Here is a 23,600-nt window from a genome sequence, read left to right as displayed (position 1 = left end):
GGGTGCACAGGGTCTACCGGGTCACGAAACGAAACCGCGCCCGACCCCGAACAGGGGACGGGCGCGGCGGGACAAACCGTCAGAGGTGCGTGGCAACGGCCGGCAGCAGGTCGCGGAACGTGCGTCCCGAGGCCTGGGTGCCGATCGCGGTCATCGTCCAGCCCTGCTGGTCACGGGTCAGCTTGGCCATGACCTGGGCCGTGTGCGGGCCCGAGCCGCTGAGGTCGAACCGGGCCAGCTCGGCGCCGTTGGTCTCGTCGACCAGGCGGCAGTACGCGTTCTCGATCTGGGCGAAGCTCTGCCCGGTGAACGAGTTGACCACGAACACCAGCGTGCGGACGTTGAGCGACAGGCCGACCAGGTCGACGATGATGCTCTCGTCGTCGCCCTCGCCCGCGCCGGTCACGTTGTCGCCGGTGTGCACGACCGCGCCGTCGGTGCTGCGCAGCTGGCGGAACCACACCTGGTCGACGAGCGCGTTGCCGCTGTCGAACAGCAGGCAGGACGCGTCCAGGTCGATCGACTGGGTCTTCAGGCCGCCGAACAGGCCCTTCTTCTTCATCGCGTCCCAGCCGAGGCCCATGCGGACCTTGGTGAGCGTGCCCCCGCCGCCGCCCTTGACGAGCGAGACGGACTGGCCCTTGCTCAGACTCACACCCATATGTACGCCTTCCGGAAAGTCGACAACGCTGTCATTTGCGGCCGGCCGCCCAGCGCATACCCCAACCGTACGTCTCGTCGAGCAGGCGCTGGCCACCGCGCACGTAGCGGACCTCGCGGCGCACGGACACGTCGGTGCCGTTGCCCTCGATCATCGCGATCGCGCACATCATGGCCGACGGGTCCGGCTCGTCGAGGTGGATCTCCAGCTGGGGCCCGGCGACCGGGAAGAGGGTCACCACGGCCTGGGCCGCGGCCCAGTTCGGGGTGCCCTCGTAGATGAACGCGAACACCAGGATCCGGCGGATGTTCGCGGCGTACCGCAGGTCGACGAAAAGGTTCTCGCCGCCGGTGTTCGTGCCGCTGCGGTCGTCGCCGTCGAGGCGGCAGATCGGGTCGCGGCCCAGGGTGTGCACGTCGCGCAGCGAGTCGCCGAGCGCCTGCACGACACCCTTGGAGCCGTCGGTGTACTCGTAGAGGCAGCCGAGGTCCAGGTCGATGCCCTTGGGCTTGCGGCTGAACAGCCCGCCCTTGGCGGCGGGCTGCGCCCAGTTGAGGTTGACCCGGAGGATTCCCGCGGCCCCGCCCTGTTTGGCGAGCGAGACCGCCGGCGCCGCCTTGGTCAGCGTGACCTTGGACAGCGAGACCGGGTTGTTCGGGTTCGTCATGGCGTTGCCTACCTTCCCGGGACGGGGGACGCGGGGGGATGGACCTAGGACCGGCTGGCGAGGCTCTCGGCGGGCTCCTCGGCGGCCGGCTCACCGCCGCCGTTGCGGCGGTTGAGCACCACCGACGACAGGAACGCGGCGAGGATGAAGCCGACACCGATCAGGCCGGTGATGACCTCGGGCACCTCGTACTTGATCCCGACCAGCAGGATCCCGGCGAGGGCGCCGATGGCCCAGTGCGCGCCGTGCTCGAGGAACACGTACTCGCTCAGGGTGCCCTTGCGGACCAGGTACACCGTCAGCGACCGGATGTACATCGCACCGACGCCGAGGCCGGCGGCGATGACGAAGATGTCCTGGCTGATGGCGAACGCGCCGATGACGCCGTCGAAGGAGAACGACGCGTCGAGCACCTCGAGGTAGAGGAACAGGAAGAACGCGGCCTTGCCGGCCACCTGGACGACGGCGTTCGGGCCGGACTTGCCCTTGTCGATGTCGCCGGCGTCGCCGTGGATGCCGGCGCCCTTCGCCTTCTCGTCCTCGTCCTCGTCTTCGTCGTCGCCGAGACCGCCGGCGTTCTCGAAGAGCTCACCGAGGCTGTTGACCAGGATGTAGACGGCGATGCCGAGCACGCCGGAGACCATGACCGTGCCGACGTCCTTGGCCAGGGTCTCGGCCGCGACGACCAGGATGGCCAGAGAGATCACGACCGACAGCTGGTCCAGCTTGCCGATCTTGGCGAGCGGCTTCTCCAGCCAGGTCAGCCAGGTGTGCTCACGGGTCTCGAAGATGAAGTCGAGGAAGAGCACGAGCAGGAACATGCCACCGAAGGCGGCGATGCTCGGGTGCGCCTCGTGCAGCAGCGCCGCATACGTGCCCGGCGTGTCGACCGACCCGCCCTCGAGGGCGAGCCGGACGACGTCGACCGGGTTGAGCGATGCGGTGATGCCGACCAGGAGCAGCGGGAAGATCAGGCGCATGCCGAACACGGCGATCAGGACGCCCACGGTGAGGAACAGCCGCTGCCACCAAGGGTTCATCCGCCCGAGCACGGTCGCGTTGACCACGGCGTTGTCGAACGAGACCGAGATCTCCAGGATGCACAGGATGGCGACGATCAGGAAAGCTTGTGGCCCACCGAGGAAGAAGGCCGCGGCGAGTGTCACTGCGGTTACCCCCAGCGACCAGCCGAATGTCTTCAGGAACATCTGTCACACCGTTTCGGGCTCATCGGGGATGTTGCGGTGCGCCGACCTTACTATCCGACGTTGACGCCGAAGTCCCCGGCGATGCCGCGCAGGCCGGATGCGTATCCCTGACCGACCGCGCGGAACTTCCATTCGGCGCCATTTCGGTACAATTCGCCGAACACCATCGCGGTTTCGGTGGAAGCGTCCTCGCTCAGATCGTACCGCGCGAGCTCGACGCCGTCGGCGCTGTTGAAGACGCGGATGAAGGCGTTACGGACCTGGCCGAACGACTGCGAGCGGGTGTCGGCGTCGTAGATGGACACCGGGAAGACGATCTTGTCGATCTCGGCCGGCAGCGCGGCCAGGTTGACCTTGATCTGCTCGTCGTCGCCGCTGCCCTCACCGGTGAGGCTGTCGCCGGTGTGCTGGATCGAGTTGTCCGGCGTCGCCAGGTTGCCATAGAAGATGAAGTGCTTGTCGGAGAAGACCTTGCCCTCGGCGTTGGTCGCGATGGCCGAGGCGTCCAGGTCGAACTCGGTGCCGGTGGTCGTGCGGACATCCCAGCCGAGGCCGACGGTCACTGCCGTCAGACCGGCGGGACCCGCCTGCTTGGTCAGTGAGACGTTGCCACCTTTGGTCAGGCTGATGCCCATACCGATCTCCAGTCTTTCGATGTTTGCCCTTTGTTCCCCCGGCGTCAGGCGGCGCCGACGGCTGATCATGATGGTGCCTGCCCGAGAGTATCGTCCGGCCGCCAGGGACAGCCGACGTTCCCTCGTTCGTGCGGGCGGCTCCGCTTGAAGCGTTGGGGTAGGCTCCGGCTTGTTCGATCAATGTTCGACACTAACCGGAAGCGCGTTAGCTTTGAAGGCGGCTCCGGTGTCGTCGATCAGCCGGATGAATATATCCGACAGGCCGATCGGACATGGTTGACGACCACAACGAGAGCGCGAGGAGAGTTCCCATGTCCGTCACCCTCACCAAGGGCGGCAATGTCTCGCTCACCAAGCAGGCGCCGAACCTTCGCGCGGTGATGATCGGCCTCGGCTGGGACGAGCGGTCCACGAGCGGCGCCGAGTTCGACCTCGACGCGAGCGCGCTCATGCTCGGCGAGAACGGCAAGATCCTGTCCGACCAGCACTTCGTCTTCTTCAACAACCTGAAGAGCCCCGAGGGTTCGGTGGAGCACACCGGCGACAACCTCACCGGTGGCGGCGACGGTGACGACGAGAAGATCCTGGTGCAGCTCGCCCAGGTGCCGGCCCAGTGCCACAAGATCGTGTTCCCCGTCTCGATCTACGAGGCCCCTCAGCGCGGCCAGAACTTCGGTCAGGTCCGTAACGCCTTCATCCGGGTGGTCAACCAGGACGGTGGCGCCGAGCTGACCCGCTACGACCTCACCGAGGACGCCTCGTCGGAGACGGCGATGATCTTCGGCGAGCTCTACCGGCACGGCGGAGAATGGAAGTTCCGCGCCGTCGGCCAAGGGTATGCCTCCGGGCTGGCCGGGATCGCCCGCGACTTCGGCGTCAACGTCGGCTGACCCGCACCAACTCTGAAAGGCCCTGGGATGTCCGAACTCGATCTCGGCGGCGCACCGCAGCAGGGCGCGCTCGTGCTGACCCCTCCCGCACCGGTCGTGGTCGTGGAGCCGACACAGGCCGCCGGCGCCGTGCCGGTGCAGTCGGAGAAGCAGCTCGAACTGCGCCGCAAGGCCGCGGCCTTCGTCGAGGAGCTCGCCGCCATCGACACCAACTCGCCGGCCTTCACCCAGAAGGTCGCGTCGATCACGTCGATGGGCGAGACGGACATGCGCGCGGCGGCCGGGATGTCCAACCGCATGTTGGAGCGTCCCGCCGCCGCCCTGGGCCGGGGGCGCAACGCCGCCGCCGACCCGCAGGTGAGGGTCGCCAACACCCTCGTCGACCTGCGCTCGACGATCACCGAGCTGGACCCCAACCGGGCCGACCTGACCGGCGTGCAGAAGGTCCTGAAGTGGCTGCCGGGCGGCGACAAGATCGACCGGTACTTCGCCAAGTACAAGTCGGCGCAGTCGCACCTCAACGCGATCATCGGGGCACTGGAGTCCGGACAGAACGACCTGCGCAAGGACAACGCGGCCATTGAGACCGAAAAGGTCAACATGTGGACCACGATGGGCCGGCTCGCCGAGTACAACGAGCTCGCCGCGGCCCTCGACGCCGCGATCGAGGCGAAGGTCAACGCCCTCGAGCAGTCCGGCCAGACCGAGGCCGCGTCGACGCTGCGCTCCGACGCGCTGTTCCCGGTCCGGCAGCGCCGGCAGGACATCATGACCCAGATGGCGGTCAACGTGCAGGGCTACATGGCCCTCGACCTGGTCCGCCGCAACAACCTGGAGCTCATCCGCGGCGTCGACCGGGCGCAGACGACGACCATCGCCGCGCTGCGGATCGCGGTCATCGTGTCGCAGGCCCTGGCCCGGCAGAAGCTGGTCCTCGACCAGATCACCCAGCTCAACACCGTCACCTCGAACCTCATCGAGGCGACGTCGCAGCAGCTCAAGACGCAGGGCGCGGCCATCAACCAGCAGGCCGCCGCGTCGACCATCGACATCAACAAGCTCCAGGCGGCGTTCGACAACGTCTTCGCCACCATGGACGCGGTCGACACCTTCCGGGCGCAGGCGGTCGACTCGATGGCCCAGACGGTGCACGCCCTGGAGGGCCAGATCGAGCGCGCCAGGCCGTATCTGGAGCGCACGCGGCGCGGCGAGCAGACCGGCTGAGCTACCTGTGCGCTGGCTACGATGGTGGGGGGACGACGACGAGTCGCCGCCCCCCGCCGATCCCCAGGCCGACCAGCTCACCGATCCCGAGCAGATCCGCAAGCGGATCGTCGACGCCGAGCACTTCGTCAACCAGCACGCGTCCCGGCTGCCGGCCGCCGGAGTGGTCAAGGCCCGCTGGCTCACCGACACGCTCCGGGAGATCCTGGACACGTCGGCGAACCGGCCGCTCGACATCCACGCCGTGCTGCTGGTCCGCAACACCGTCGACGACTTCCTGCCGACCACCCTTCGCAGCTACCTGACTCTGGAGGCGTCGATGCGCGACCGGCCTGCCCCGGTCCCCGAGCTGTTGTCCCAGCTCGATCTGCTGCAGGAGGCCGCGTCCAACATCCTGGTCGCCGTGCGCGGCCAGGACCGTGACGCCCTCGCCACCCAGGGCAACTTCCTGCGCACCAAGTTCACCCGCTCCGACCTGGACCTGTCATGAGTGTCCCCAAGGAGATGAAGCGGGGGGCCAACGTCACCCTCACCCGGGAGATCCCCGACCTGCGGGGGGTCGTGCTCGGCGTGCAGTTCGACGCCGGCCTGGAGCGGGTGCTCACCGACAACATCGTCGTCGCCGCGATCCTCTGCCGCGGTGACGGCGAGGCCTTGTCCGACCGCCACTTCGTGTACTTCAACCAGCTCGCCTCGCCCGACCTGTCGGTGCAGCAGCTGCGCGAGGTCGTCGGCGAGGACCACGACCAGATCGAGGTCGACCTGACCGCCGCGCCGGCCGAGGTCACGCGGATCGTCATCGTGATGTATGTCAACGAGGGCACCGCGGTCCGCCGCACCCTCGGCCGGCTCAAGACCTGCGTCATCCGGGTCCTCAACCTCGACGGCAACGCGGAGCTGATCCGCTCGGAGAACCTGGCGCCGGCCCTGAACCTGGAGACCGGCCTGGCGCTCGGCGAGCTCTACCGGCACAGCGGTGGATGGAAGTTCAAGGTCATCGGCGACGGTTACGCCAATGGCGTCACCGCCCTCGCGGCCGACTACGGGATCCGGTTGTGAGTGGCAGGCGCAGCGGCTCGGGCCGCGAACCAGCACCGCAGGATCGGCTCGCGCTGACGCCGAAGGCGGCAGTGAGCGGCCAGCGCAGCGGCTCGGGCCGCGAACCAGCACCGCAGGATCGGCTCGCGCTGACGCCGAAGGCGGCAGCGTGAGCGGCACGGACGACCTGTCCTGGCTGCGGCACCGCGGCCCGGTCCGCTCGGCCCCCGCCGCCGCCGACGACCTGTCGTGGATCCGGCACCGGCGCCGGCCCGCCGACGCGACCACCCCGGCGACCCGGACCGCCCCGGCACCGGCACTGCCGGCCACCTCTCTGGACCTCTCCAGCGACAGCACCTCGCTGGATCTGTCCGCCGGCCCGGCACCCACGGTTTCCGACGGCGGCTCGTCCCCCGACCTGGGCCGCAGCGGCACCTCACTCAACCTGCCCGCCGGCCCGCCGGCGCACGGCGACACGTCCCTCGACCTGTCCCCCGGCGGCCCGCCGCCACCCCCTCACGGCGGCACGTCCCTCGATCTGTCCCCCGGCGGCCCGCCGCCACCCTCGCGCGGGGGCACCTCCCTCGGCCTGTCCGCCGCCCCGGACGTGCCCGGCGCCTCGCTGGACGTGCCCGGCACCTCCCTCGACCTGTCCGCCCAGGCGTCACCCCCTGCACGGGCCGTGCCCGCGCCGCCCGGTCCGGCGGCGCCCCCGCCCGCGTTCACCCCGCCACGGACGCAGGGCGCCGCGCCGACCGTGCTGTCGCCGCGCCAGCCGTCGGTGCAGCTGACCCGGCTCCAGTCCGGCATCGGCACGCTGACGTTCGAGGCCGCCTGGTCACCCGACGAGGGGTTCGTGCTCGGCTGCGCGTACCAGATGGACTCGGGCTGGTCGTCGGTCCTGCGTCAGGGCGAGACGTTCGGGCCCCTCGTGCTGGACCGGCGCGCCGGGCACCAGCGGCTGCGCCTGGACCTGCTGCACGGCCGGCACCTGCAGCGGCTCATCGTGTTCGGGGTGCCCGCGGTCGACCCCGGGCCGCACTGGGCCGGGACGCTGCTCATCGGCACCCACGGTCAGGCCCGCATCGAGGTGCCGGTGCAGCCCCCGCCGCCGGGTCCGACGGTGCTGCTGTCGCTGTACAACGTCGACGGCGAGCTCGTCCTGCGCGCCGAGGCCCAGACGGTGCCCGGCCGGATCCGCGACGCCTGCCTGGCCTTCGGCTACGACCGCATCGCCTGGCGCGACGCCGACACCGCGATCCCGCCGGCCTGACCCACGCCGGTCTGACCCACACCGGTCTGATCCACGCCGGACCGACCCACACCGGACCGACCCGCGCCGCGGCGGGCCCGGTAGGCGGCCGCCTTGACGCGATTGCCGCACTCCTCCATGCCGCACCACGCGCGGTTGCCGGCCCGTGAGCGGTCCACGAACAGGCGCGTGCACTCCTCCAGGGCGCACTCCCGGACCGAGGTGATCTCGGGCCCGCCCAGCAGCTCGACCGCGGCGATCGCCACCGCGGCTCCGATCGCCGTCGCATCGCCTGCCCGGCGGATCCCGCCGGCCGTCAACGTCACCCGAGGTGGCGCCGCCGCAGCCGCTGCGTTCAACGCCCGCAGATCCCGCGCCGGCAGGGTGTGGCCGGCCAGGGCGGCGGTGGTCAGCCCGTACACCTGCTCACGCAGCACCAACAGCGCCGTCAGGTCCGACACGGACAGCGCGGGGGGCGCCGTCAACACGCCCGCCGCCACGGCCCAGCGGGCAGCGTCCGCGGGGGTGCCCAGAAGCTCCTCCGGGGCGCTGCGGCGCCACTTGCGCGTGCCGGCGAAGTCGAGGGCGAGGTCACCGCTGACGAACACGAACGTCACGTCACCACCTTGACAGGTGACGCGGTTCCGGCGCAAGGTTGGCGTCACCGGTCAGACAGGTGACGCGAGAGGGATGGGCATGATCAGCGCCGAGGAGTACCTCTACTACACCGACCGCGCGCTGGACGGCATGGTGCGCATCGTCACCGAGCTCGGCGACGAGCGGGCCGGCCGGCGGCCGCTGCCGGGCGCGAACTCACCGTTCGCGCTGCTGACGCACTGCCTCGGCGTGGTCGAGTTCTGGGGAGGCACCCTCGTCGCGGGGCGGCCGGTCGAGCGCGACCGGGACGCCGAGTTCACCGCCGAGGGCCGGGTCGAGGATCTCGTGGCGCGGGTCGCCGAGGTCCGGACCCGGTTCGCCGCCGACGTGCGCGGCGCCGCGCCGCAGGACCCGCTGCGCGGCACGCCCCCGCCCGGGTTCCAGGGCCCCGACCGGGTCGACACCCAGGGCGGTGCGCTGCAACACGTCTTCGAGGAACTCGCCCAGCACCACGGCCAGATGGAGATCCTGCGCGACTGCATCGCACCGCGCCGGGGCGACGACACCGCGCGGCTGCGCGCCGGGCACGGGGTCAAATGGGGCATGACGGCGCCGGACACGATCGGCGCCTGGGTCGCCGACATGGACCTCGGCGTCTCCCCCGCGATCCGTGACCGCCTCCTCGACCTGGTGCACCGCGAGGACTTCGGCTACCCGTTCTGGCGCGGCGACGACCCGGTCGTCACCGCGTTCGAGGACTGGATGCGGCAGCGGCACGGCTGGAGCCCCTCGGCGGGGCACACCAGGATCTTCACCGACCTGCTGCAGATCCTGCAGGTGATGGTCGAGCACACCACCGCGCCCGGCGACGGGGTGGCGATCCACGTCCCGGCGTATCCGCCGTTCCTGGCCAGCATCGCCCGCGCCGGCCGGCGGATCGTGCCGCTGCCGATGCTGGCGGACGGCACCCGCTGGACGTTCGACACCGACCGGCTCGCGGAGCGGCTCACCGGGTGCCGGCTGCTGGTCGTCGTCAACCCGCAGAACCCGACCGGCCGGATCTTCGACCGGGCCGAACTGGCCGCCCTCGCCGAGGTCGCCGAGCGCCTGGACCTGGTCGTGCTCGCCGACGAGGTGCACGCCGATCTCACGTACGGCGCGCGCCCGCACACCCCGTTCGCCTCCCTCGACCCGGCGACGGCGGCGCGGACCGTCACCGCGACCTCCGCGACGAAGGCGTTCAACCTGGCCGCGCTGCGCCTCGCCGTCGCGCACGTCGGCCCCGCCGCGGTGCGGGCGGCCCTGGACGCGCAGCCCATCGACCTGCACGGCACGCCGAGCATCATGGGCCGGGTCGCGACCGTCGCCGCGTGGCGGGAGTCGACCGGCTGGCTGGAGCAGACCCGGGCGCTGCTGCGGGCCAACCGGGACGCGGTCGCCGCCCGGCTGCCGCACCGGCCGCCGGAGGCCACCTACCTGAGCTGGATCCCTTGGGGCGGCACGGATCCGGCCGGGGACCTGGAGCGCACGGCGAGGGTGAAGCTCAGCCCCGGCGCGGAGTTCTCCGCCGGGACCACGGTGGACACCAGCGGGTTCGTCCGGCTCAACTTCGCCACCGGCCCCGCGGTCCTCGCCGAGATGCTGGACCGGCTCAGCGCCGGTGGTCCGAGGTGACCTCCTGCGGCACCTGCAGCACGTCGGCCAGCCAGGGGGCGCCGGCGACGTCGCTGGAGTCGACGATCACCGACCAGCGCCCGTAGTCGATGGAATAGCCGAAATTGACACCGCCCCGGTGGTGCGGCGAGTGGGCGAAGTCGGCGGCGTCGAGGGCGGCCCGCAGCCGCCGGAGCTGTCCCGGGGTCAGCTGGGACCGGGCCGGCTCCCGCTCGCCGACCAGCACCCGGCCGGACTCCCAGATCACCACCAGGTCATACCGACCGGCGAAACCGCCGCCGCTGCGCACCCTGATCAGCACCTGATCGACGCCGACCCACAGGACCGCGACGGCGAGCACCACCGCTGCCGCCAGTTGCGCTGATTTCACCATGAGCCACCGGATCCGTAGACTGCACAGCCATGCGGGGGATCAGAAGGGGTCGATATGACAATCTGCGACGCATCCGGGGCAGCGACCCCGGCACCGACTACCTGCTGATCCACCAGCTGACGCTGCGCGAGGAGTTCCCCTGGGACATGCGTATGGCGTTCAACCTAGCGTTCAACCGGTCGTTCGCGCTGCCCCGCGTCGCCGAAGGCCTGGTCGGGACCGGCCGGGTGCTGACCGAGCCGCGCCGGCGCGCCGACGACACCGGCATCATCATGTACGAGATCCTCCTGCACGGCTTCGAACATCCCCGTGGGCGGCTGGCGCTGCGCCTGCTGAACGAGGCGCACCGGCACGTCACCGCCGACAACGGCGACAGCGTCTACGTCCTGGCAGCCCTGGCGGTCGTGCCGATGCGGTGGTTGCAGCGGTACGGCTGGCGCTCCCCCGACGAGCACGAACGTGAGGCGGCCGCCCGCTACTACCGAGAGGTCGGCCTGCGGATGGGGATCCGCGACATCCCCTCCGGATATGCGGCGTTCGAGGCGTGGTTCGACACGTACGAGGCGGCGCACCTGCGGCACAGCCCGGAGGCGGAGCGGATCGAGCGGGTCACCCGCGACCTGCTGCGCAGCCGCGTCCCGAAACCGTTGCGCGGCGTGGCCGACGCGCTCATCGCCACCCTGTACGACCCGCCGCTGCGCCGCGCCTACGCGGTGCCGGACCCGCCGGCCTGGGCCCGCACCGGGCTCCACGCGGCGCTGCGGGCGCGGGCACTGCTGCTGCGGCTGGCCCGGCCGCGCACCACGCCGCTGTTCGCGGACGGGATCGTCACGAAGTCCTACCCCGACGGCTACGACCTGGCGAAACTGGGGCAACGGTCGTCGTGACCCGGGCCAGGGACGGTGTGCGCGGCGTCGAGCCGAAGCCGAAGCGCACCGGCGGGTCGACGTCGGCCAGGGGCCCGAGGTCGGCGCCGGCCCAGGTCGCGGTCGCCGCGGTGATCCGGTGGAGGTCCTGCACGCCGTACCACTCGTGCCGGTCGTTGCCGGCGCTGCCGTGGGTGCGCACGCCGGGCAGCAGCAGGCGGGCCGGGCCGCCGATCGCGGCGATCCAGCGGGGGTGCCGGGCCACGACGGGCGGCACGCACCGCAGCAGCCCACCCAGCGGCCCGCGCCCTCCGGTGGTGAACCGCAGGAGGAGCGGACCGGCGGTGACGGCCCAGGTCGTACCGCCGCGGAAAACGTCGACGACGGCAACGTGGACCTCGTCGAAGCGATAGGTCGAGGCGACGAAATCGGCGAGCTCCGCGCTGCCGGCGAGCAGGACGCGGTGGCCGTCCGGACGTTCGAGCATGACGTCGCTGACCGGGCCGAACGGCGAGCGGGGCCAGTGTCCCAGGACGATCCTGGTCCCGCCGCCGGTCCCGAGCCCGGCGATCCAGCCGTCGAACCGCGCCTTGGTCATGATCGTTTTGAGGTGAGCAACCGTTTTGAGGTGAATGATCGTTTTGAGGTGAATGATCGTTTTGAGGTGAGCAGGAGTGTCACGCCTGCGGCGCACAGCAGCGCGGCGGCGGCGTAGGCGTAGCGGTAGCCGAAGTGCTGGGCGAGGCCGAACAGCGGCCCGGCGAGGATCGCGGCGACCGGGTAGGCGTTGCCGGCGAGGGTGGCGGCGCGGCCCGGCTCGCCCGGCAGCATCTCCTGCACGTAGGAGATGCCGAGGCCCTGCACGGCGGCGATGAAGCTCGCGTTGACCAGCTGCGCGGCGGCCACCTGCCAGGTGTGCGCGGAGGCGGCGACGAGCACGTAGTAGAGCACGCCGAGGCCCGCGCCGATGACGACGAGGCGGTGCAGCGGCCAGCGGGTGGACAGCGCGCCGAAGCCGAGCATCAGCGGGATCTCCAGTGCGGCGCACAGGCCGAGCACCAGGCCGGCGTCGCGCACGGAGCCACGCAGGTCGTGGCTGAGGAACAGCGACATCGCCTGCACGCCCAGCGTCCCGGCCGCCTGCAGCAGGGTGAGCGCGGCGACGACCTGCAGCACGCTTCCCGGCGCGTGCCCGCTGTCGGCCTTGACCTGCTTCGGGGCCTTTTCGACGTCCTCCAGGATGAACACGGCGACGAGCACGGCGACGGCGTACATCACGGCGGCGGTCAGGTACAGCACCCGGAACCCGCCGGCCTCCAACAGGATCGCCGCGAGCGGCGGCCCGGCCACCCAGGCGATCGAGAACAGCATCCGCAGCGTGCTGATCGTCATCGCGGCGCGGGTCGAGCCGCGCCGTTCCAGGATCTCCCGGGCATAGGCGAACGCCTGCGGGAACAGCGAGCCGCTGATCGCGGTCACCGTCACCGTCAGGGCGAGCAGCACCCAGTAGTCGCGCACGAACGCGGTGGCGGTCGCGCCGAGGCCACCGGCGGCGGCCGCGGCGGCGAGGATCTGCCGGCGGACCGGGCGCCGGTCCGACAGCCGGCCGATGAGGGTCGATGACACGACCATCGACACCGGCCCGGCGACGAGGAACGCGGCGACGTGCACCGGGTCCGCCTTGACGGCGGTGCTGAGGAACAGCGACACGAACGGGCCGACGACCGCGGTCGACAGGCCGACGAACAGGAACATCGCGCCGAGCGGCACGAGGAGCCGGCCTTTTGGAGCGGTGACGCTGACAGGAGTGCTGACCGGTGCGCTCGTTACCACGAGCCGTTACATTACCGCTAAAGACGATGCGGTTGCGGGATTATGTTCGTCACAGCGTGGGGGAGGCGGCCGCGAACGGGACCGTGTCGACGCCCAGCGCGAGCGCGACCCCGCCGAGAGCGGCGGCCCGCAGCGACAGGGCGCTCTGCACGACCTCGACCGACGCCGCGGCGGCGGTGAACGCCGTCTCGGCCAGGCCCCGCTGCAACGGCTCGCGCAGGATGTCCGTCGCCGCGCCGAGCTCGTCGCCGAGCAGGACCCGCTGCGGGTTGATCAGGTTGACGAGGTTGCCGAGCGCGTAGCCGAGCTGGGTGCCGGCGTCGGCGAGGAGCCGCCGGCAGCCGGGGTCACCGGCCTGCGCGAGCGTGATGAGCCCGGCCAGGTCGGTGAGGTCGGGGTGGGACAGCCGCGCGTGGCTGAGCAGGGCCCGCCCGCCCACGGACAGCTCGACGCAGCCCCGGTTGCCGCACCGGCAGACCGGGCCGCGGGCGTCGAGGGTCACGTGGCCGAGCTCGCCCGCGGTGCCGGCGGCGCCCCGGTAGAGCCGGCCGTCCAGGACGATCCCGGCGCCGATGCCGGTGGCGAGCTTGACGTAGACCAGGTCGGCGCAGCCCCGGCCGGCGCCCCACACGTACTCGCCGAGGGCGGCCAGGTTGGCGTCGTTGTCGACCCGGACGGGCAGCGACAACCGGGCGGTGAGCTCGTCGGCCGGCAGCACGTCCGCCCAGCCGGGCAGCATCCCCGGTGACCCTATGCGCCAGTCCCGGGTGATCGGCGCCGGCACCCCGAGCCCGACGCCGACGACGTCGGCACGGCTGGCGCCGATGCCGTGCAGCGCGGCGTCGACGAGGGTCGTGCCGAGGTCCAGGGCCTCACGTGGCCGGTCGTCGATGTCGAAGTCGGTGCGGGACTGCCGCTCGGTCAGCACGGCGTGGCCGAGGTCGGCGAGGGCGACCCGCACGTGCCGGCGGCCGACGTCGACGCCGACCGCGATCCCGGCCCGCCGGGTCAGCCGCACCACGGACGCCGGGCGGCCGCCGACCGGCTTGGCGGCGGCACCCACCTGCTCGCTCACGAGGTCGGCGCCGCCGAGGTCGGCGAGGGCCGAGGACACCGTCGGGCGGGACAGGCCGCTGAGGTGCACCAACTCGGCGCGGGTGCGCGGACCGTACAGGCGCAGCGTCTCGGCCACCCGCCGGCCCGCACCACCGGTCTCGGGGTGCCAGAGGGTGTGAGGATCGATGCGCTGGGCCGCCACGGCGCGATCCTCACGGGACAGGCGTGTTCTGTCAAGGACTTACCGAAACTATCGCCCCAAACCGGAATGTGGCGAGGGCATCTGTCAGGAGTTGACAGAACCGCGTTCAGCTGTCCCGGGGCAATCCTAGTCGCTGTTCATCCAGTTCCAGTTCGTCTGCTCGGCGGGCACGCCGGCCTCGGCGAACAGTTCCTGGACCCGGTCGCGGGCCTGCCGCAGCGGCAGCCCGTCGCCGATCCTCCCGCGGGCGATCAGGTCCCGGAAGCACCGCGTCAGGCGGGCCTCCTCGCCGCCGCCGGGGGTCGCGCCGAGAAACTCGTTGAGGCGGCGGATCGAGGTGTACGGGGTGCGCACGCCGTACGCGTACTCACGCCCGGGGTCGCCGGGGCGGGGCAGGTAGTCGTACTGCTCGCGGAAGGTGATCGTGCCCTCCTGCGGGTCGGTGGTGAGCGTCAGGGCGAAGACGCAGTCGGTGTCGGTGCGGTGCACCTGCAGCAGGCGTTCGGTGTGGGCCAGCCCGGTCTGCCTGGCCGCCGTGCCGGCGTCCGCGAACCAGCCCGCCACGATGTCCCGGGCACCCATGGCGGGAAGGTCACCGGCCTCGACGGCCGCCGCGAAGCAGGCGGCGAGCCGGTCATCCGTCCGGTGCCGGCCGGTCGGCGGGTAGCGGCGCTCCAGGAAGGTCACCAGTCGTTCCAGGTCGTCCATCGGCGCCGACACGGCATCCACGTTGGCCGGATCGCGGCGCCCGTCGGCGCGTCGCTCCTCCTCGAAGCAGAAGGTCTGCGGGCGTGGGCCGACCCAGAACCGCAGGGTGAGGTGCCGGTCACCGGCGCGCATGACCTCGTGGACCCGCTCGCGGCCGCCGACCTTGCGGGGCAGGCCGGCGTCGAGGATCCAGCGCTCGACGAGGTCGCGGTTGCCGCCGGGCGGCAGGTGCGGGCCCAGCTCGCCGGCCGCGATCCGCTGCCGGAACACCTCGACGACGCTGCGTTCGCTGTCCACAGTGGACTTCGCTAGCAGGACGATGGCGCGGCGGCCGGTGTCGACCTCGAAGGTGTGCCGGCCGCCGTCCGGTTCGTCGTACACCTCGGCGAAACGGAACCCGAAGAGGTCCGACGTCGAGTCCCAGAACTGCAGCAGCAGGGTCCTGCGACGGTCGCCCTCCTCGGTGGCGAGCAGCTCGACGGTGGCCATGCCGACACGGTAACGGGTGAAGGATGTTTCCCCCATCTATCCGGACGTCCCGGTCATCGCGGACCTGGCGCATGCAAAAAATGTCGCACCCGGTGACTAACGTGCCGGGGGTCAAAGAAGTCCGACCCCGATGAGGCAGGGATCGCATGACGTGGCTGACCGCCGGCGGTGGCTATGAGGTCACTCTTTCCGAGGGGCGCATAGCGTGCCGCAATGCCAAGGGCAAGCTGCTCAAATCCGTGCCGCCGGCGTTGAAGGACGACGCGGTGGTGTTCGGGCTCAAGCAGCTGCAGGAGTGGCTGGGCCGGCACGAGGCGCAGGTGCGCGAGCAGGTCGACCGGTGGATGGTCCGGTCACTGCCTGTGCCCGCCGAGGTCCTCGCCCGGGTCTGGGCCGACGAGGTGTGGCGGGCCGCGCTGACCGACCTGGTCGTCGCCGTCCTTGACGACGACGGCCGGTGGGACCCCGAGGAGGTCGGGTTCCTGCGGGACGCGTCCGGTGACGGCGGCGGCACGATCGGCATCGTCAACCTCGACGGCGAGACGGTCCGCCTGCCCGCGACGCGCGTCGCGATCCCGCACCCGGTGCAGCTGGCCGACCTCGACGACCTGCGGGAGTTCGCCGCCGACCTGGGCGTGAAGCAGTCCGTCGACCAGCTGTTCCGCCAGACGTGGACCCGCGGCGCCGACGTCGAGCCGACCGCGACCCGCGTCGCCGACTATGCCGGCGGGAAGTTCGCCGAGCTGCGGCACCTGACCGCGCGGTCCTCGTCGCTGGGCTATCCGGTGAAGGGCGGCTCCGCGATCTGCCGTGTCTTCGAGGGCGGCCGCACCGTCGAGGCCCGCAGCTGGGTCGGTTCCGACGATCCCTACTACGAGACCGAGACCGGCGACCTGGTGTTCGTCCGCGAGGACGGCACGTCGGTGCCGCTCGGCGAGGTCGGGCCGGTCGCCTGGTCCGAAGGCATGCGCATGGCTGCGGCGCTCTACGCGGGCCGGGTCGTCGAGGAGAGCAAGGAGGAGCAGGCATGACCGGATCGGAGCGCAGCGGAGAGGCCGGGCATCAGGGGCTCAGCATTGGGTCAGGCCGACGCCGGAGCGCAGCGGAGGTGGCGGCATGACCGCGGAAGCTCTGCTGGACGCCGGCGCGGTGCTGCCGAGCGGTGCGGGCGTGGCCCAGGACACCATCGACACGCTGACCACCCGGGCCTACCGGCACCCCGTCCTCGGCGAGCGCACCGTGGTGCGGCTCGTGCCGGGCACCCTCGGCCCGGCCGAGGACCTCACCATGGAGTTCCTCGGGTTCGCGGCCCCCGACACCGTCACCGAGGTCGGCGTCGTGCGGCAGCAGGCGCTGGGGTTCCCGGCGTGGGCGCTCGTGCACGACCCCGCCAACGGCCACCACGCCCTCGCGCTCGTCAAGGACATCGAGCGGCTCGTGCGGATCGCGAAGTCGCGGATCGGCCCGGCCCGCGACGGGTTCGTCGAGCTCGGTGAGCGCCTGGCGCGTTCCGTGCCGCACTTCCTGCCGACGTTCTACGAGGAGGCCGCCCGGGCGTTCCTCGCCGCGGACAGCCCGACCTATGCGGCGTCGATGTTCGGCAAGGCCCGCGACGCCGAGCGGGCGTTCGCGTTGAAGATCGACGAGGACCGGCAGCACACGGTCTTCCTGGAGTTCGCGCTCGCCGGCGCGCTGACCGCCAAGGCGCTGTCGGCGTATGCCCGCGACCTCGCCGCCCGCGCCGACGCAGCGACGGCATATGAGCGGTTCCGCCGGCTGTGCGTGGAGCGGACCCTCGGCGGGATGCCCCCGTATGCGTCGATGCACACCGACCTGCGCCGGCTGGCGAAGGCGGCGAAGCTCGGCCAGGACGAGGAGGAGGCGCTGCTGCGGATCCTGCTCACCGCCACGTCGATCGTCCGGGCGCCCGGCGGGTTCTGGACCGCCTACCGTGCGGTGCTGGTCTCCGTCGCCCGGCAGGACCCCGCGGTCCGCGGCCAGCTGCTGACCATGTTCCCCGGCAACTGCCCCGACGAGACCTGGCTGGAGATCCTCGACGAGTCCGGTGCGACCGCGGCGCTGACCGAGCCGGCCGGCAGGGTGCCTGCCGAGGCCGAGTCGCCCGACGGGGCCGCCGGCTGGCTGACCCGCTTCGACCGGCACCGCTCCGGCTGGCGCCGGACCCGGCTGGCGGCGCAGGCCGCGCTGGTGACCCGGATGGCGCAGCGGCTCAAGGCCGACGGCGCGCCGGCCGAGCTGTGCCCCTCCCGGGGATATCTGGACCTCGACGTCGTCGACCTGTGCCTCGAGCTCGGGATCCCCCTGGGCGAGGTCGCCACCGACGCCAGCTGCAGCGTCGAGCAGTGGCTCAAGGACGACAAGCCGGGCCGCCGCGACCTCGTCCACGTCGTGGCGCACCCGCGGCTGCTGCCGCGGCTCGCGGACAGCATCGAGGACCACCTGCGTCCCGGCTGGCGCAGCACCAAGGTGTCACCCGAGGACGTGGCCGCGGTCGTCGCCGTGCCGGGTCTGCGCACGGCGTTGCACTGGTGGGTCGACCAGCTCGCCGGCAGCGTGGTCGAGCAGGGCCTGCCCGGCATCGACGACCAGCTCCGCCGGCTCGCGCTCATCGCCTGCCCGGACGGTCTCGCGGTCAACCCGGAGGCGGTGCGCCGCATCACCGGGCACGACCTCGGCCCGGCCCTCGCCGCCACGCTGCGCGCCGGGGTCTTCGACGAGTTCGGCTGGCCGGCCCTGGAGGCCGCGGTCGACACCCTCGTCGGCGACGCCGACATCGAGTCCGACGACGACACCTATGACGCGAAGGTGCGCCTGCAGCGGCAGTGGCCGCAGCTGGTGGTCCGCGCCGGTGACCTGGTCGCGGTCGTCGGCGCCGACGAGGTGGAGCTGGAGCACACCCTGCGCATCCCCACCGGCCAGCGGCACTACGACTGGAGCACGGTGCTGCGCTACGTCGACGGGCAGCTGCTGGTCAGCTGGGACATCGGCGAGGAGCGCGCCAGCTACTGGAGCGGCACCGCCGACGACGTGTTCACCACCCCCGGCGAGGCGTTCAGCGTCAACGGTCACATGTCGATCGCCCTGCCGGGCGGCGGGCGCACCATCGGCGGCCGGCCGCTGCACGTCGGCGACCGGTCCTCCCACGAGCGGGCCCGGGTCAGCAGCGACGGCCAGCACTACTGGACCCTGGCGCAGTCCGGGGCCGACGAGACATGGCGCTGGCACGAATACGACGTGGCCACCGGCGTGCTCGGCCGGCCGTCGCTGCCGGCGTTCTTCGAGGCCGGCGCCGTCGACGGGCAGACCCTCGTGGTGGACAGCTCCCAGCTGCTGCCGGCCCCGCCGCAGGCCGCGACCAGCCCGCTCGGGCACCACGACGGCCTCGTCGGCTGGCGGGTCCGCACCACCGAGGGCGGCACGGAGACCGGCACCGGCGTGGACGGCCGCACGTTCACGATGCCGGAGCAGTTCGAGCTGAGCGGCCGCGGACACGGGCGGCTGGTGGGCGCGGTCCGGTTCCCGGGCGCCGACGCCGTCTACGGCATGGTGTTCCAGGACGCGTGGCGGGACAACAAGATCATCCTGTGCGCCGAGGACGGCACGAAGATCGCCGTGCTCCGGACCAACCTGAAGAAGGACCCGTTCCGCGAGGGCACCCGCATGCTCCCCCCGGCGACCTACTGGCACTACCTGCGGGTCCGCGACGAGGCCGGCTCGGCGGCGCTGCGGGCCGTCACCGACGAGCAGGCGGCGCGGCTGCTCGCCGCCGTCGTCGACCTCGTCGGCCCGGACGCCAAGATCGACGGTGACACCGCGCGCAAGCTCGTCGCCGAGGCGTTCCCCGACGTGAGCGCCGCGCCGCTCGTCGCCGGGATCGCCGGGATCGTCAAGCAGGCGGCCCGTTCCACGGCGCGGCTGGCCGAGCTGACCACCGCGACCGCGACCATGGCGGCCGAGCCCGTGCAGGTCGACCCGGACGCCCACCTGCCCGCCGACCGCATCCTCAACGCGGCGCTGTCCGGGCTCATCCCGAGCTGCTACGACTACAGCCACGTCGGGGCCAACCTCTTCATCCACGTCGGCGCGGCGCTGCTCGGCCGGGAGCCCGGGCGCCCGATCGCGCCGCTCGCCGGCGGCGCCGACCCCGACTGGTTCGACGTGGTCGGGGCGCTGCCCGCCGTGATCTACCGCACCGTGTCGCCGCTGATCTCGGCCCAGCACCACGCGCACCTGCTCGGCCTGCTCGAGGTCATCGCCAGCTCGGGCCTGCTCGCGCCCGGCGGCCGGCTGCGGCGGCTCTGGCTGCAGGCCGACGACCTGACCGCGCTGCCTGCGCCCGGCGACGTCATCAGCACCGGGGAGCGACGGCTCGTCGTGCTGCGCGTCGACCACTCCGACGGTGAGGTCAAGGCGGTCGAATACTCCCCCGACGGCACGTTCGGCGCGGTCGCCGGCCACGCCATCACCCGGCACACCGTGCTGGACCCGGGCGGGTGGGACAGTGACCGGCTCGCCGCGTTCGTCGTGGCGGCCCTGGAGGGGGGCCCGCTGCCGTGGCGCCCGGAGCTCGTCCCGGCGCTGTCCGCGGCGGCCGGCATCACCCTCGCCGACGCGACGGTGCTGCTCGCCGACCCGGTCACGGTCAAGGACTGGGAGGAGCGCCGGCCGGACGGCTGGCACCTCGGCGAGGTCCTCACCGAGGCGGCGATCGAGGGCGCGCTCAACGACCGCGACTCGCTGCAACGCTCGGAGCGCCGCACCCTCGGCGCGGCGCTGCTGCCCGACGACCCGGCGGGCCTGTGGGCCGGCGGGCCGGACGTCGAGCGGGCCGCCGCCTGGCACGTGCAGCGTTACGGGGTGCGGACCCCGCTGTCCGACGACCTTGTCGTCGAGGTGCGCAAGGCCGGGATCACGTCGGGCCTGCAGGCCTCGGCGTTCGTGCACGGCCTGGCCAATCCCGAGACGTGCCGCTGGCTGCACGGCACCGTCCCGGGCATCGGCATCCCAGACCTGCTCAGGGCCGTCACCCGCAGCATCCCGTGGCTGGTGCGGCGCCTCCCGGCCGGGCACGCGGCCCGCGTCAGCCTGCCGCGGGTGCTCGACCTGGTCCGGCAGCGGCTGGCCGACCCGCAGCTCGAGGTCCAGATCGGGACCCTCTACGTGGAGGACCTGACGGAGTTCATCGCGAAGATCGGCCTGCCGGTCACCGTCGACGGCACCACCCAGGACGCCGGCGTCTACAAGATCGTCTATGAGCGCAACTGGCCCAGCATCATGATCCGCCCGGCGCTGCTGGCGGGCCCCGACGACCCGCGGCTGGCCGTGCTGCTCACCGAGCTCGACAGCTCGCCGCGCTTCCTCGTCGCGATGCGCGCGATCCTCAACGGCCAGCTCGACGCCTGGGTGGAGGCGGCGGCCTCCACGGACGGCGCCGACGAGGACCACGACCCGTCCCGCTCCGCACCGGACCTGGTCGCCGAGGTCGCCGCGAAGCACGGACTCGGCGCCGACGCGGCCACGCTCTACCTGCAGCTGCTCGCCCTGCCCGACCCGACCGACCGCAACGTCGCGGCCTGGACGGGCTGGAAGCCGGCCCGGCTGAAGCAGGCCCGCGCCGAGCTCGCGGCCACCGACCTGGTCGTGGAGGCCAAGCGGGCGCGGGCCGGGCGGAGCCTGTTCCTGCCCGGTGGCTGGGTCGCGCTGTCCAGCCCCCACCTGCCGTTCGAGCTGTGGAAGCTGCCATTGTTCATCCGCGACGGCGACAACGTGACCGGCCTCGGCGCCGTCATCCCCGTCGCACCCGCGCCGGCGCTGTTCACGGTGACCTGGGCCAGGATCACCGGCGGCGACCACCCCCGCTTCGAAGAACTGACCACGAGAGGGCGTCGATGAGCACCACGTTGTCTGCCGCCGGACCGGCCGCGGTTGCTGCCGCCGAGCCGGCCCGGCAGGTCGATCCGGCCGAGCACGCGCACGCGGGCGAGCTGGCGTTCCTGGCCGCCTATGACGACGGCGCCCGGCCGCCCGGCTGGCGGCTCACCCCGCGGGCCGTGGTGACGTTCATCGTCGGCAGCGACGAGCTGACGTTGCCCAAGGGCGCCCGCGGCGGCGAGCTGCCGGCGAAGCTGGCGATCACCCGCAAGTTCGTCGGCGACCGCGCGCTCGTCGAGCGCTGCGTCGTCACCCTCGCCGGCGAGCGCGGCCTGCTGCTCGTCGGCGAGCCCGGCACCGCCAAGTCGATGCTGTCGGAGCTGCTGTCGGCGGCGGTCTGCGGGACCAGCGAGCTGGTCGTGCAGGGCACCGCCGGCACCACCGAGGACCAGTTGCGCTACGGGTGGAACTACGCCCTGCTGCTCGCCGGCGGCCCCAGCCCGGAGGCCCTCGTGCCCTCGCCGGTCCTGACCGCGATGCGGTCCGGCGCCGTCGCCCGCGTCGAGGAGATCACCCGCTGCCTGCCCGAGGTCCAGGACGCGATGGTCTCGATCCTGTCCGACCGCCGCATCGCGGTGCCGGAGCTGTCCGGCACCGCCGGCGCCACGATCCACGCCGCTCCCGGCTTCACCCTCATCGCCACCGCCAACCTCCGCGACCGTGGCGTCTCGGAGATGTCCGCCGCCCTCAAGCGCCGCTTCAACTTCGAGACCGTCGGGCCGATCCCCGACCTGGCCGCGGAGACCGCGCTCGTCGGCCGGCAGGCGAAGGCCGCCCTCGACCGGGTGCGCACCCCCTTCGGCGTCGACGAGGCGGTCCTCGAGGCCCTCGTCACCGCCTTCCGGGACCTGCGCGCCGGGCGTTCCGTCGAGGGCTGGGAGGTGGAACGCCCCTCCACGGTGATGAGCACCGCCGAGGCGGTGGCCGTCGCCACCTCCCTCGGCCTCGCCGCCGCCTACTTCCCCGGCGACCGCGACGTCCTGTCCCTGCTCCCGGCCCACCTGCAGGGCGTCGTGTGCAAGGACGACCCAGCCGACGGCGCGAAGCTCCTCGGCTACTGGGACGGCGCCGTCCGCCGCCGCGCCGAGGAGGGGTCCCGGCTGTGGACCCAGCTGTGGGAGCTCCGCGATGTCCTCAAGTCCTGACCCCACCCCACCCACCCCCAGCCCCACCGCCGGCAACCACACCGGTGTGACTGCCAGCGGGGCCGCTGGCGGCCCCGCCGGTGGGGCTGCTGGCGGTCCCGCTGGCGGGCCTGCCCGTGGGGCTGCTAATGGTCCCGCTGCCAGCGCTGCTAGCGATCCCGCCGGTGGGGCTGCTGGCGGTCCCGCTGGCGGGGCTGCCCGTGGGGTTGCTGGCGGGGCTGCTGGCGGTCCCCCCGGCGGGCCTACCCGTGGGGCTGCTAGCGGCCACGCCGACAGGGCTACCCGTGGAGCTGCCGACGGCCACGCCGACGGGGCTGCCCGTCGGGTTGCTGGCGGGGCTGCCGGCGGTCACGGCGACGGGGGGCCTGACGGGGCGTTGCGGGCGCTGGCCGAGTCGACGGCGCCATACCTCATCGGGGTGCGGCACCATTCGCCGGCGCTGTCCGCGGTCATGGACGACCTCCTCGACGCGGCTCAGCCGGAGGTGCTCCTCCTGGAGCTCCCCGCGGAGTTCGCGGACTGGCTGCCGTGGCTGGCCGACCCTGCCACCACGGCGCCGGTCGCCCTCGCCGGTGTCGCCGGACCACGCGGCACCGCAGCGTTCTACCCGTTCGCGGACTTCTCCCCGGAGCTGGTCGCGGTGCGCTGGGCGGCCCGCAACGGCGTCGAGGTGATCCCGTGCGACCTGCCGCTCGCCGACCGCGCCTGGCACGAGGAACCCCACGAAGGACCGGCCGGCCCGCCCACCCCGGAGGCGCCGACCCTGGACGGCCCAGCTTCGCCCGCTCCTGGCAATCCCTCCCCGGACGCCCCGGCCCCTGCCGGACCTTCCTCATCTGCACAGACTCCTGCCGGTGCGTCCCTGGACAGGCCCAATTCGACCGCGCCGACCCCTGCCGGACCTCCCCCATCCACACACACTCCTGCCGGCGCTCCCCCGTCCGGACAGACCCCTGCCAGCGCTTCCCCAGACGAGCTCGCTCCTGCCGGGCCCGCTTCGAACGGACCAGCCCCTGCCGGACCCTCCCCATCCGCGCAAGCTCGTGCCGGCGCTCCCCCGTCCGGACAGACCCCTGCCGGCGCTTCCCCTGACGAGCTCGCTCCTGCCGGGCCCGCTTCGAACGGACCAG

Annotated in this window: 20 protein-coding genes and 1 pseudogene; 11 read left to right on the top strand and 10 right to left on the bottom strand. The window is 72.5% G+C overall.

What is annotated here, in order from left to right; all coding sequences use genetic code 11:
* Positions 1 to 79 precede the first annotated feature (79 nt).
* Genes ACFPIJ_RS60065 through ACFPIJ_RS60050 form a run of 4 tightly spaced genes read right to left on the bottom strand, consistent with a single transcriptional unit; the run spans position 80 to position 3,240 of the window.
* Positions 80 to 661, bottom strand: a complete 582-nt coding sequence (locus ACFPIJ_RS60065) for a TerD family protein (RefSeq protein WP_380128539.1) — start codon at positions 659 to 661, stop codon at positions 80 to 82.
* A 31-nt stretch (positions 662 to 692) separates the two neighbouring features.
* Positions 693 to 1,328: a TerD family protein gene (locus ACFPIJ_RS60060; RefSeq protein WP_203844669.1), complete on the bottom strand. Its 636-nt coding sequence runs from the start codon at positions 1,326 to 1,328 to the stop codon at positions 693 to 695.
* 44 nt (positions 1,329 to 1,372) lie between these two features.
* On the bottom strand, positions 1,373 to 2,536 hold the full coding sequence (locus tag ACFPIJ_RS60055; RefSeq protein ID WP_380128538.1) for a DUF475 domain-containing protein: 1,164 nt from the start codon (positions 2,534 to 2,536) through the stop codon (positions 1,373 to 1,375).
* Positions 2,537 to 2,586: 50 nt separating this feature from the next.
* The gene (locus tag ACFPIJ_RS60050) at positions 2,587 to 3,240 is read right to left on the bottom strand and encodes a TerD family protein (protein WP_460493482.1); all 654 of its coding nucleotides are present in this window, start codon (positions 3,238 to 3,240) and stop codon (positions 2,587 to 2,589) included.
* Between the two features lie 242 nt (positions 3,241 to 3,482).
* Here ACFPIJ_RS60050 and ACFPIJ_RS60045 point away from each other — a divergent pair, with 242 nt between their 5' ends.
* From ACFPIJ_RS60045 to ACFPIJ_RS60025, 5 genes are all read left to right on the top strand, one after another.
* A complete protein-coding gene (locus ACFPIJ_RS60045) occupies positions 3,483 to 4,061 on the top strand; it encodes a TerD family protein (RefSeq protein WP_203844666.1) in 579 nt (192 codons plus the stop codon).
* 27 nt (positions 4,062 to 4,088) lie between these two features.
* Positions 4,089 to 5,285 (top strand): toxic anion resistance protein, encoded by a 1,197-nt coding sequence (locus tag ACFPIJ_RS60040; protein WP_380128537.1) that lies wholly within the window; start codon positions 4,089 to 4,091, stop codon positions 5,283 to 5,285.
* A 7-nt stretch (positions 5,286 to 5,292) separates the two neighbouring features.
* Positions 5,293 to 5,775 (top strand): hypothetical protein, encoded by a 483-nt coding sequence (locus ACFPIJ_RS60035; RefSeq protein ID WP_380128536.1) that lies wholly within the window; start codon positions 5,293 to 5,295, stop codon positions 5,773 to 5,775.
* On the top strand, positions 5,772 to 6,344 hold the full coding sequence (locus tag ACFPIJ_RS60030) for a TerD family protein (RefSeq protein WP_380128534.1): 573 nt from the start codon (positions 5,772 to 5,774) through the stop codon (positions 6,342 to 6,344). The genes ACFPIJ_RS60035 and ACFPIJ_RS60030 overlap by 4 nt, the downstream gene beginning before the upstream one ends.
* Positions 6,345 to 6,492: 148 nt before the next feature.
* The gene (locus tag ACFPIJ_RS60025; protein ID WP_380128533.1) at positions 6,493 to 7,596 is read left to right on the top strand and encodes a hypothetical protein; all 1,104 of its coding nucleotides are present in this window, start codon (positions 6,493 to 6,495) and stop codon (positions 7,594 to 7,596) included.
* Here the strand turns inward: ACFPIJ_RS60025 and ACFPIJ_RS60020 are convergent.
* A complete protein-coding gene (locus ACFPIJ_RS60020; RefSeq protein WP_380128532.1) occupies positions 7,545 to 8,192 on the bottom strand; it encodes a CGNR zinc finger domain-containing protein in 648 nt (215 codons plus the stop codon). The two genes, ACFPIJ_RS60025 and ACFPIJ_RS60020, sit on opposite strands and share 52 nt — an antisense overlap.
* A 79-nt stretch (positions 8,193 to 8,271) precedes the next feature.
* Here ACFPIJ_RS60020 and ACFPIJ_RS60015 point away from each other — a divergent pair, with 79 nt between their 5' ends.
* Positions 8,272 to 9,846, top strand: coding sequence for an aminotransferase class I/II-fold pyridoxal phosphate-dependent enzyme (locus ACFPIJ_RS60015; protein WP_380128531.1), 1,575 nt, complete (start codon positions 8,272 to 8,274; stop codon positions 9,844 to 9,846).
* Here the strand turns inward: ACFPIJ_RS60015 and ACFPIJ_RS60010 are convergent.
* Entirely contained in the window at positions 9,824 to 10,219 is a 396-nt protein-coding gene (locus tag ACFPIJ_RS60010) for a hypothetical protein (RefSeq protein ID WP_380128529.1), read from the bottom strand. The genes ACFPIJ_RS60015 and ACFPIJ_RS60010 overlap by 23 nt on opposite strands.
* A gap of 29 nt (positions 10,220 to 10,248) precedes the next feature.
* Here ACFPIJ_RS60010 and ACFPIJ_RS60005 point away from each other — a divergent pair, with 29 nt between their 5' ends.
* Positions 10,249 to 11,106: an oxygenase MpaB family protein gene (locus tag ACFPIJ_RS60005; RefSeq protein WP_380128528.1), complete on the top strand. Its 858-nt coding sequence runs from the start codon at positions 10,249 to 10,251 to the stop codon at positions 11,104 to 11,106.
* Here the strand turns inward: ACFPIJ_RS60005 and ACFPIJ_RS60000 are convergent.
* From ACFPIJ_RS60000 to ACFPIJ_RS59985, 4 genes are all read right to left on the bottom strand, one after another.
* Positions 11,048 to 11,683 (bottom strand): hypothetical protein, encoded by a 636-nt coding sequence (locus tag ACFPIJ_RS60000; RefSeq protein WP_380128527.1) that lies wholly within the window; start codon positions 11,681 to 11,683, stop codon positions 11,048 to 11,050. The genes ACFPIJ_RS60005 and ACFPIJ_RS60000 overlap by 59 nt on opposite strands.
* Positions 11,680 to 12,918 (bottom strand): sugar efflux transporter, encoded by a 1,239-nt coding sequence (locus tag ACFPIJ_RS59995; RefSeq protein WP_380128526.1) that lies wholly within the window; start codon positions 12,916 to 12,918, stop codon positions 11,680 to 11,682. The genes ACFPIJ_RS60000 and ACFPIJ_RS59995 overlap by 4 nt, the downstream gene beginning before the upstream one ends.
* A 49-nt stretch (positions 12,919 to 12,967) precedes the next feature.
* Positions 12,968 to 14,176, bottom strand: a complete 1,209-nt coding sequence (locus ACFPIJ_RS59990; RefSeq protein WP_380128525.1) for an ROK family transcriptional regulator — start codon at positions 14,174 to 14,176, stop codon at positions 12,968 to 12,970.
* Positions 14,177 to 14,302: 126 nt separating this feature from the next.
* Positions 14,303 to 15,373 (bottom strand): hypothetical protein, encoded by a 1,071-nt coding sequence (locus ACFPIJ_RS59985; protein WP_380128524.1) that lies wholly within the window; start codon positions 15,371 to 15,373, stop codon positions 14,303 to 14,305.
* Positions 15,374 to 15,519: 146 nt separating this feature from the next.
* Between ACFPIJ_RS59985 and ACFPIJ_RS59980 the strand changes: the two genes are divergently transcribed.
* From ACFPIJ_RS59980 to ACFPIJ_RS59965, 4 genes and pseudogenes are all read left to right on the top strand, one after another.
* Entirely contained in the window at positions 15,520 to 16,404 is an 885-nt protein-coding gene (locus ACFPIJ_RS59980; RefSeq protein WP_380128523.1) for a DUF4132 domain-containing protein, read from the top strand.
* Positions 16,405 to 16,489: 85 nt separating this feature from the next.
* Complete coding sequence (locus ACFPIJ_RS59975) at positions 16,490 to 21,286, top strand: hypothetical protein (protein WP_380128521.1); 4,797 nt, start codon at positions 16,490 to 16,492, stop codon at positions 21,284 to 21,286.
* The gene (locus ACFPIJ_RS59970; RefSeq protein WP_380128520.1) at positions 21,283 to 22,470 is read left to right on the top strand and encodes an ATP-binding protein; all 1,188 of its coding nucleotides are present in this window, start codon (positions 21,283 to 21,285) and stop codon (positions 22,468 to 22,470) included. Before ACFPIJ_RS59975 ends, ACFPIJ_RS59970 begins: the two co-directional genes overlap by 4 nt.
* A pseudogene (locus ACFPIJ_RS59965) lies at positions 22,454 to 23,203 on the top strand (DUF5682 family protein); the annotation flags it as partial. The gene ACFPIJ_RS59970 and the pseudogene ACFPIJ_RS59965, both read left to right, overlap by 17 nt.
* Positions 23,204 to 23,600: the final 397 nt, after the last annotated feature.

This window comes from Dactylosporangium cerinum, assembly GCF_042653625.1.
In the GTDB taxonomy this organism is placed as follows: domain Bacteria; phylum Actinomycetota; class Actinomycetes; order Mycobacteriales; family Micromonosporaceae; genus Dactylosporangium; species Dactylosporangium cerinum.
The sequence above is the reverse complement of the archived record's forward strand: the minus strand, read 5'-3'. Positions and strand labels throughout refer to the sequence as shown.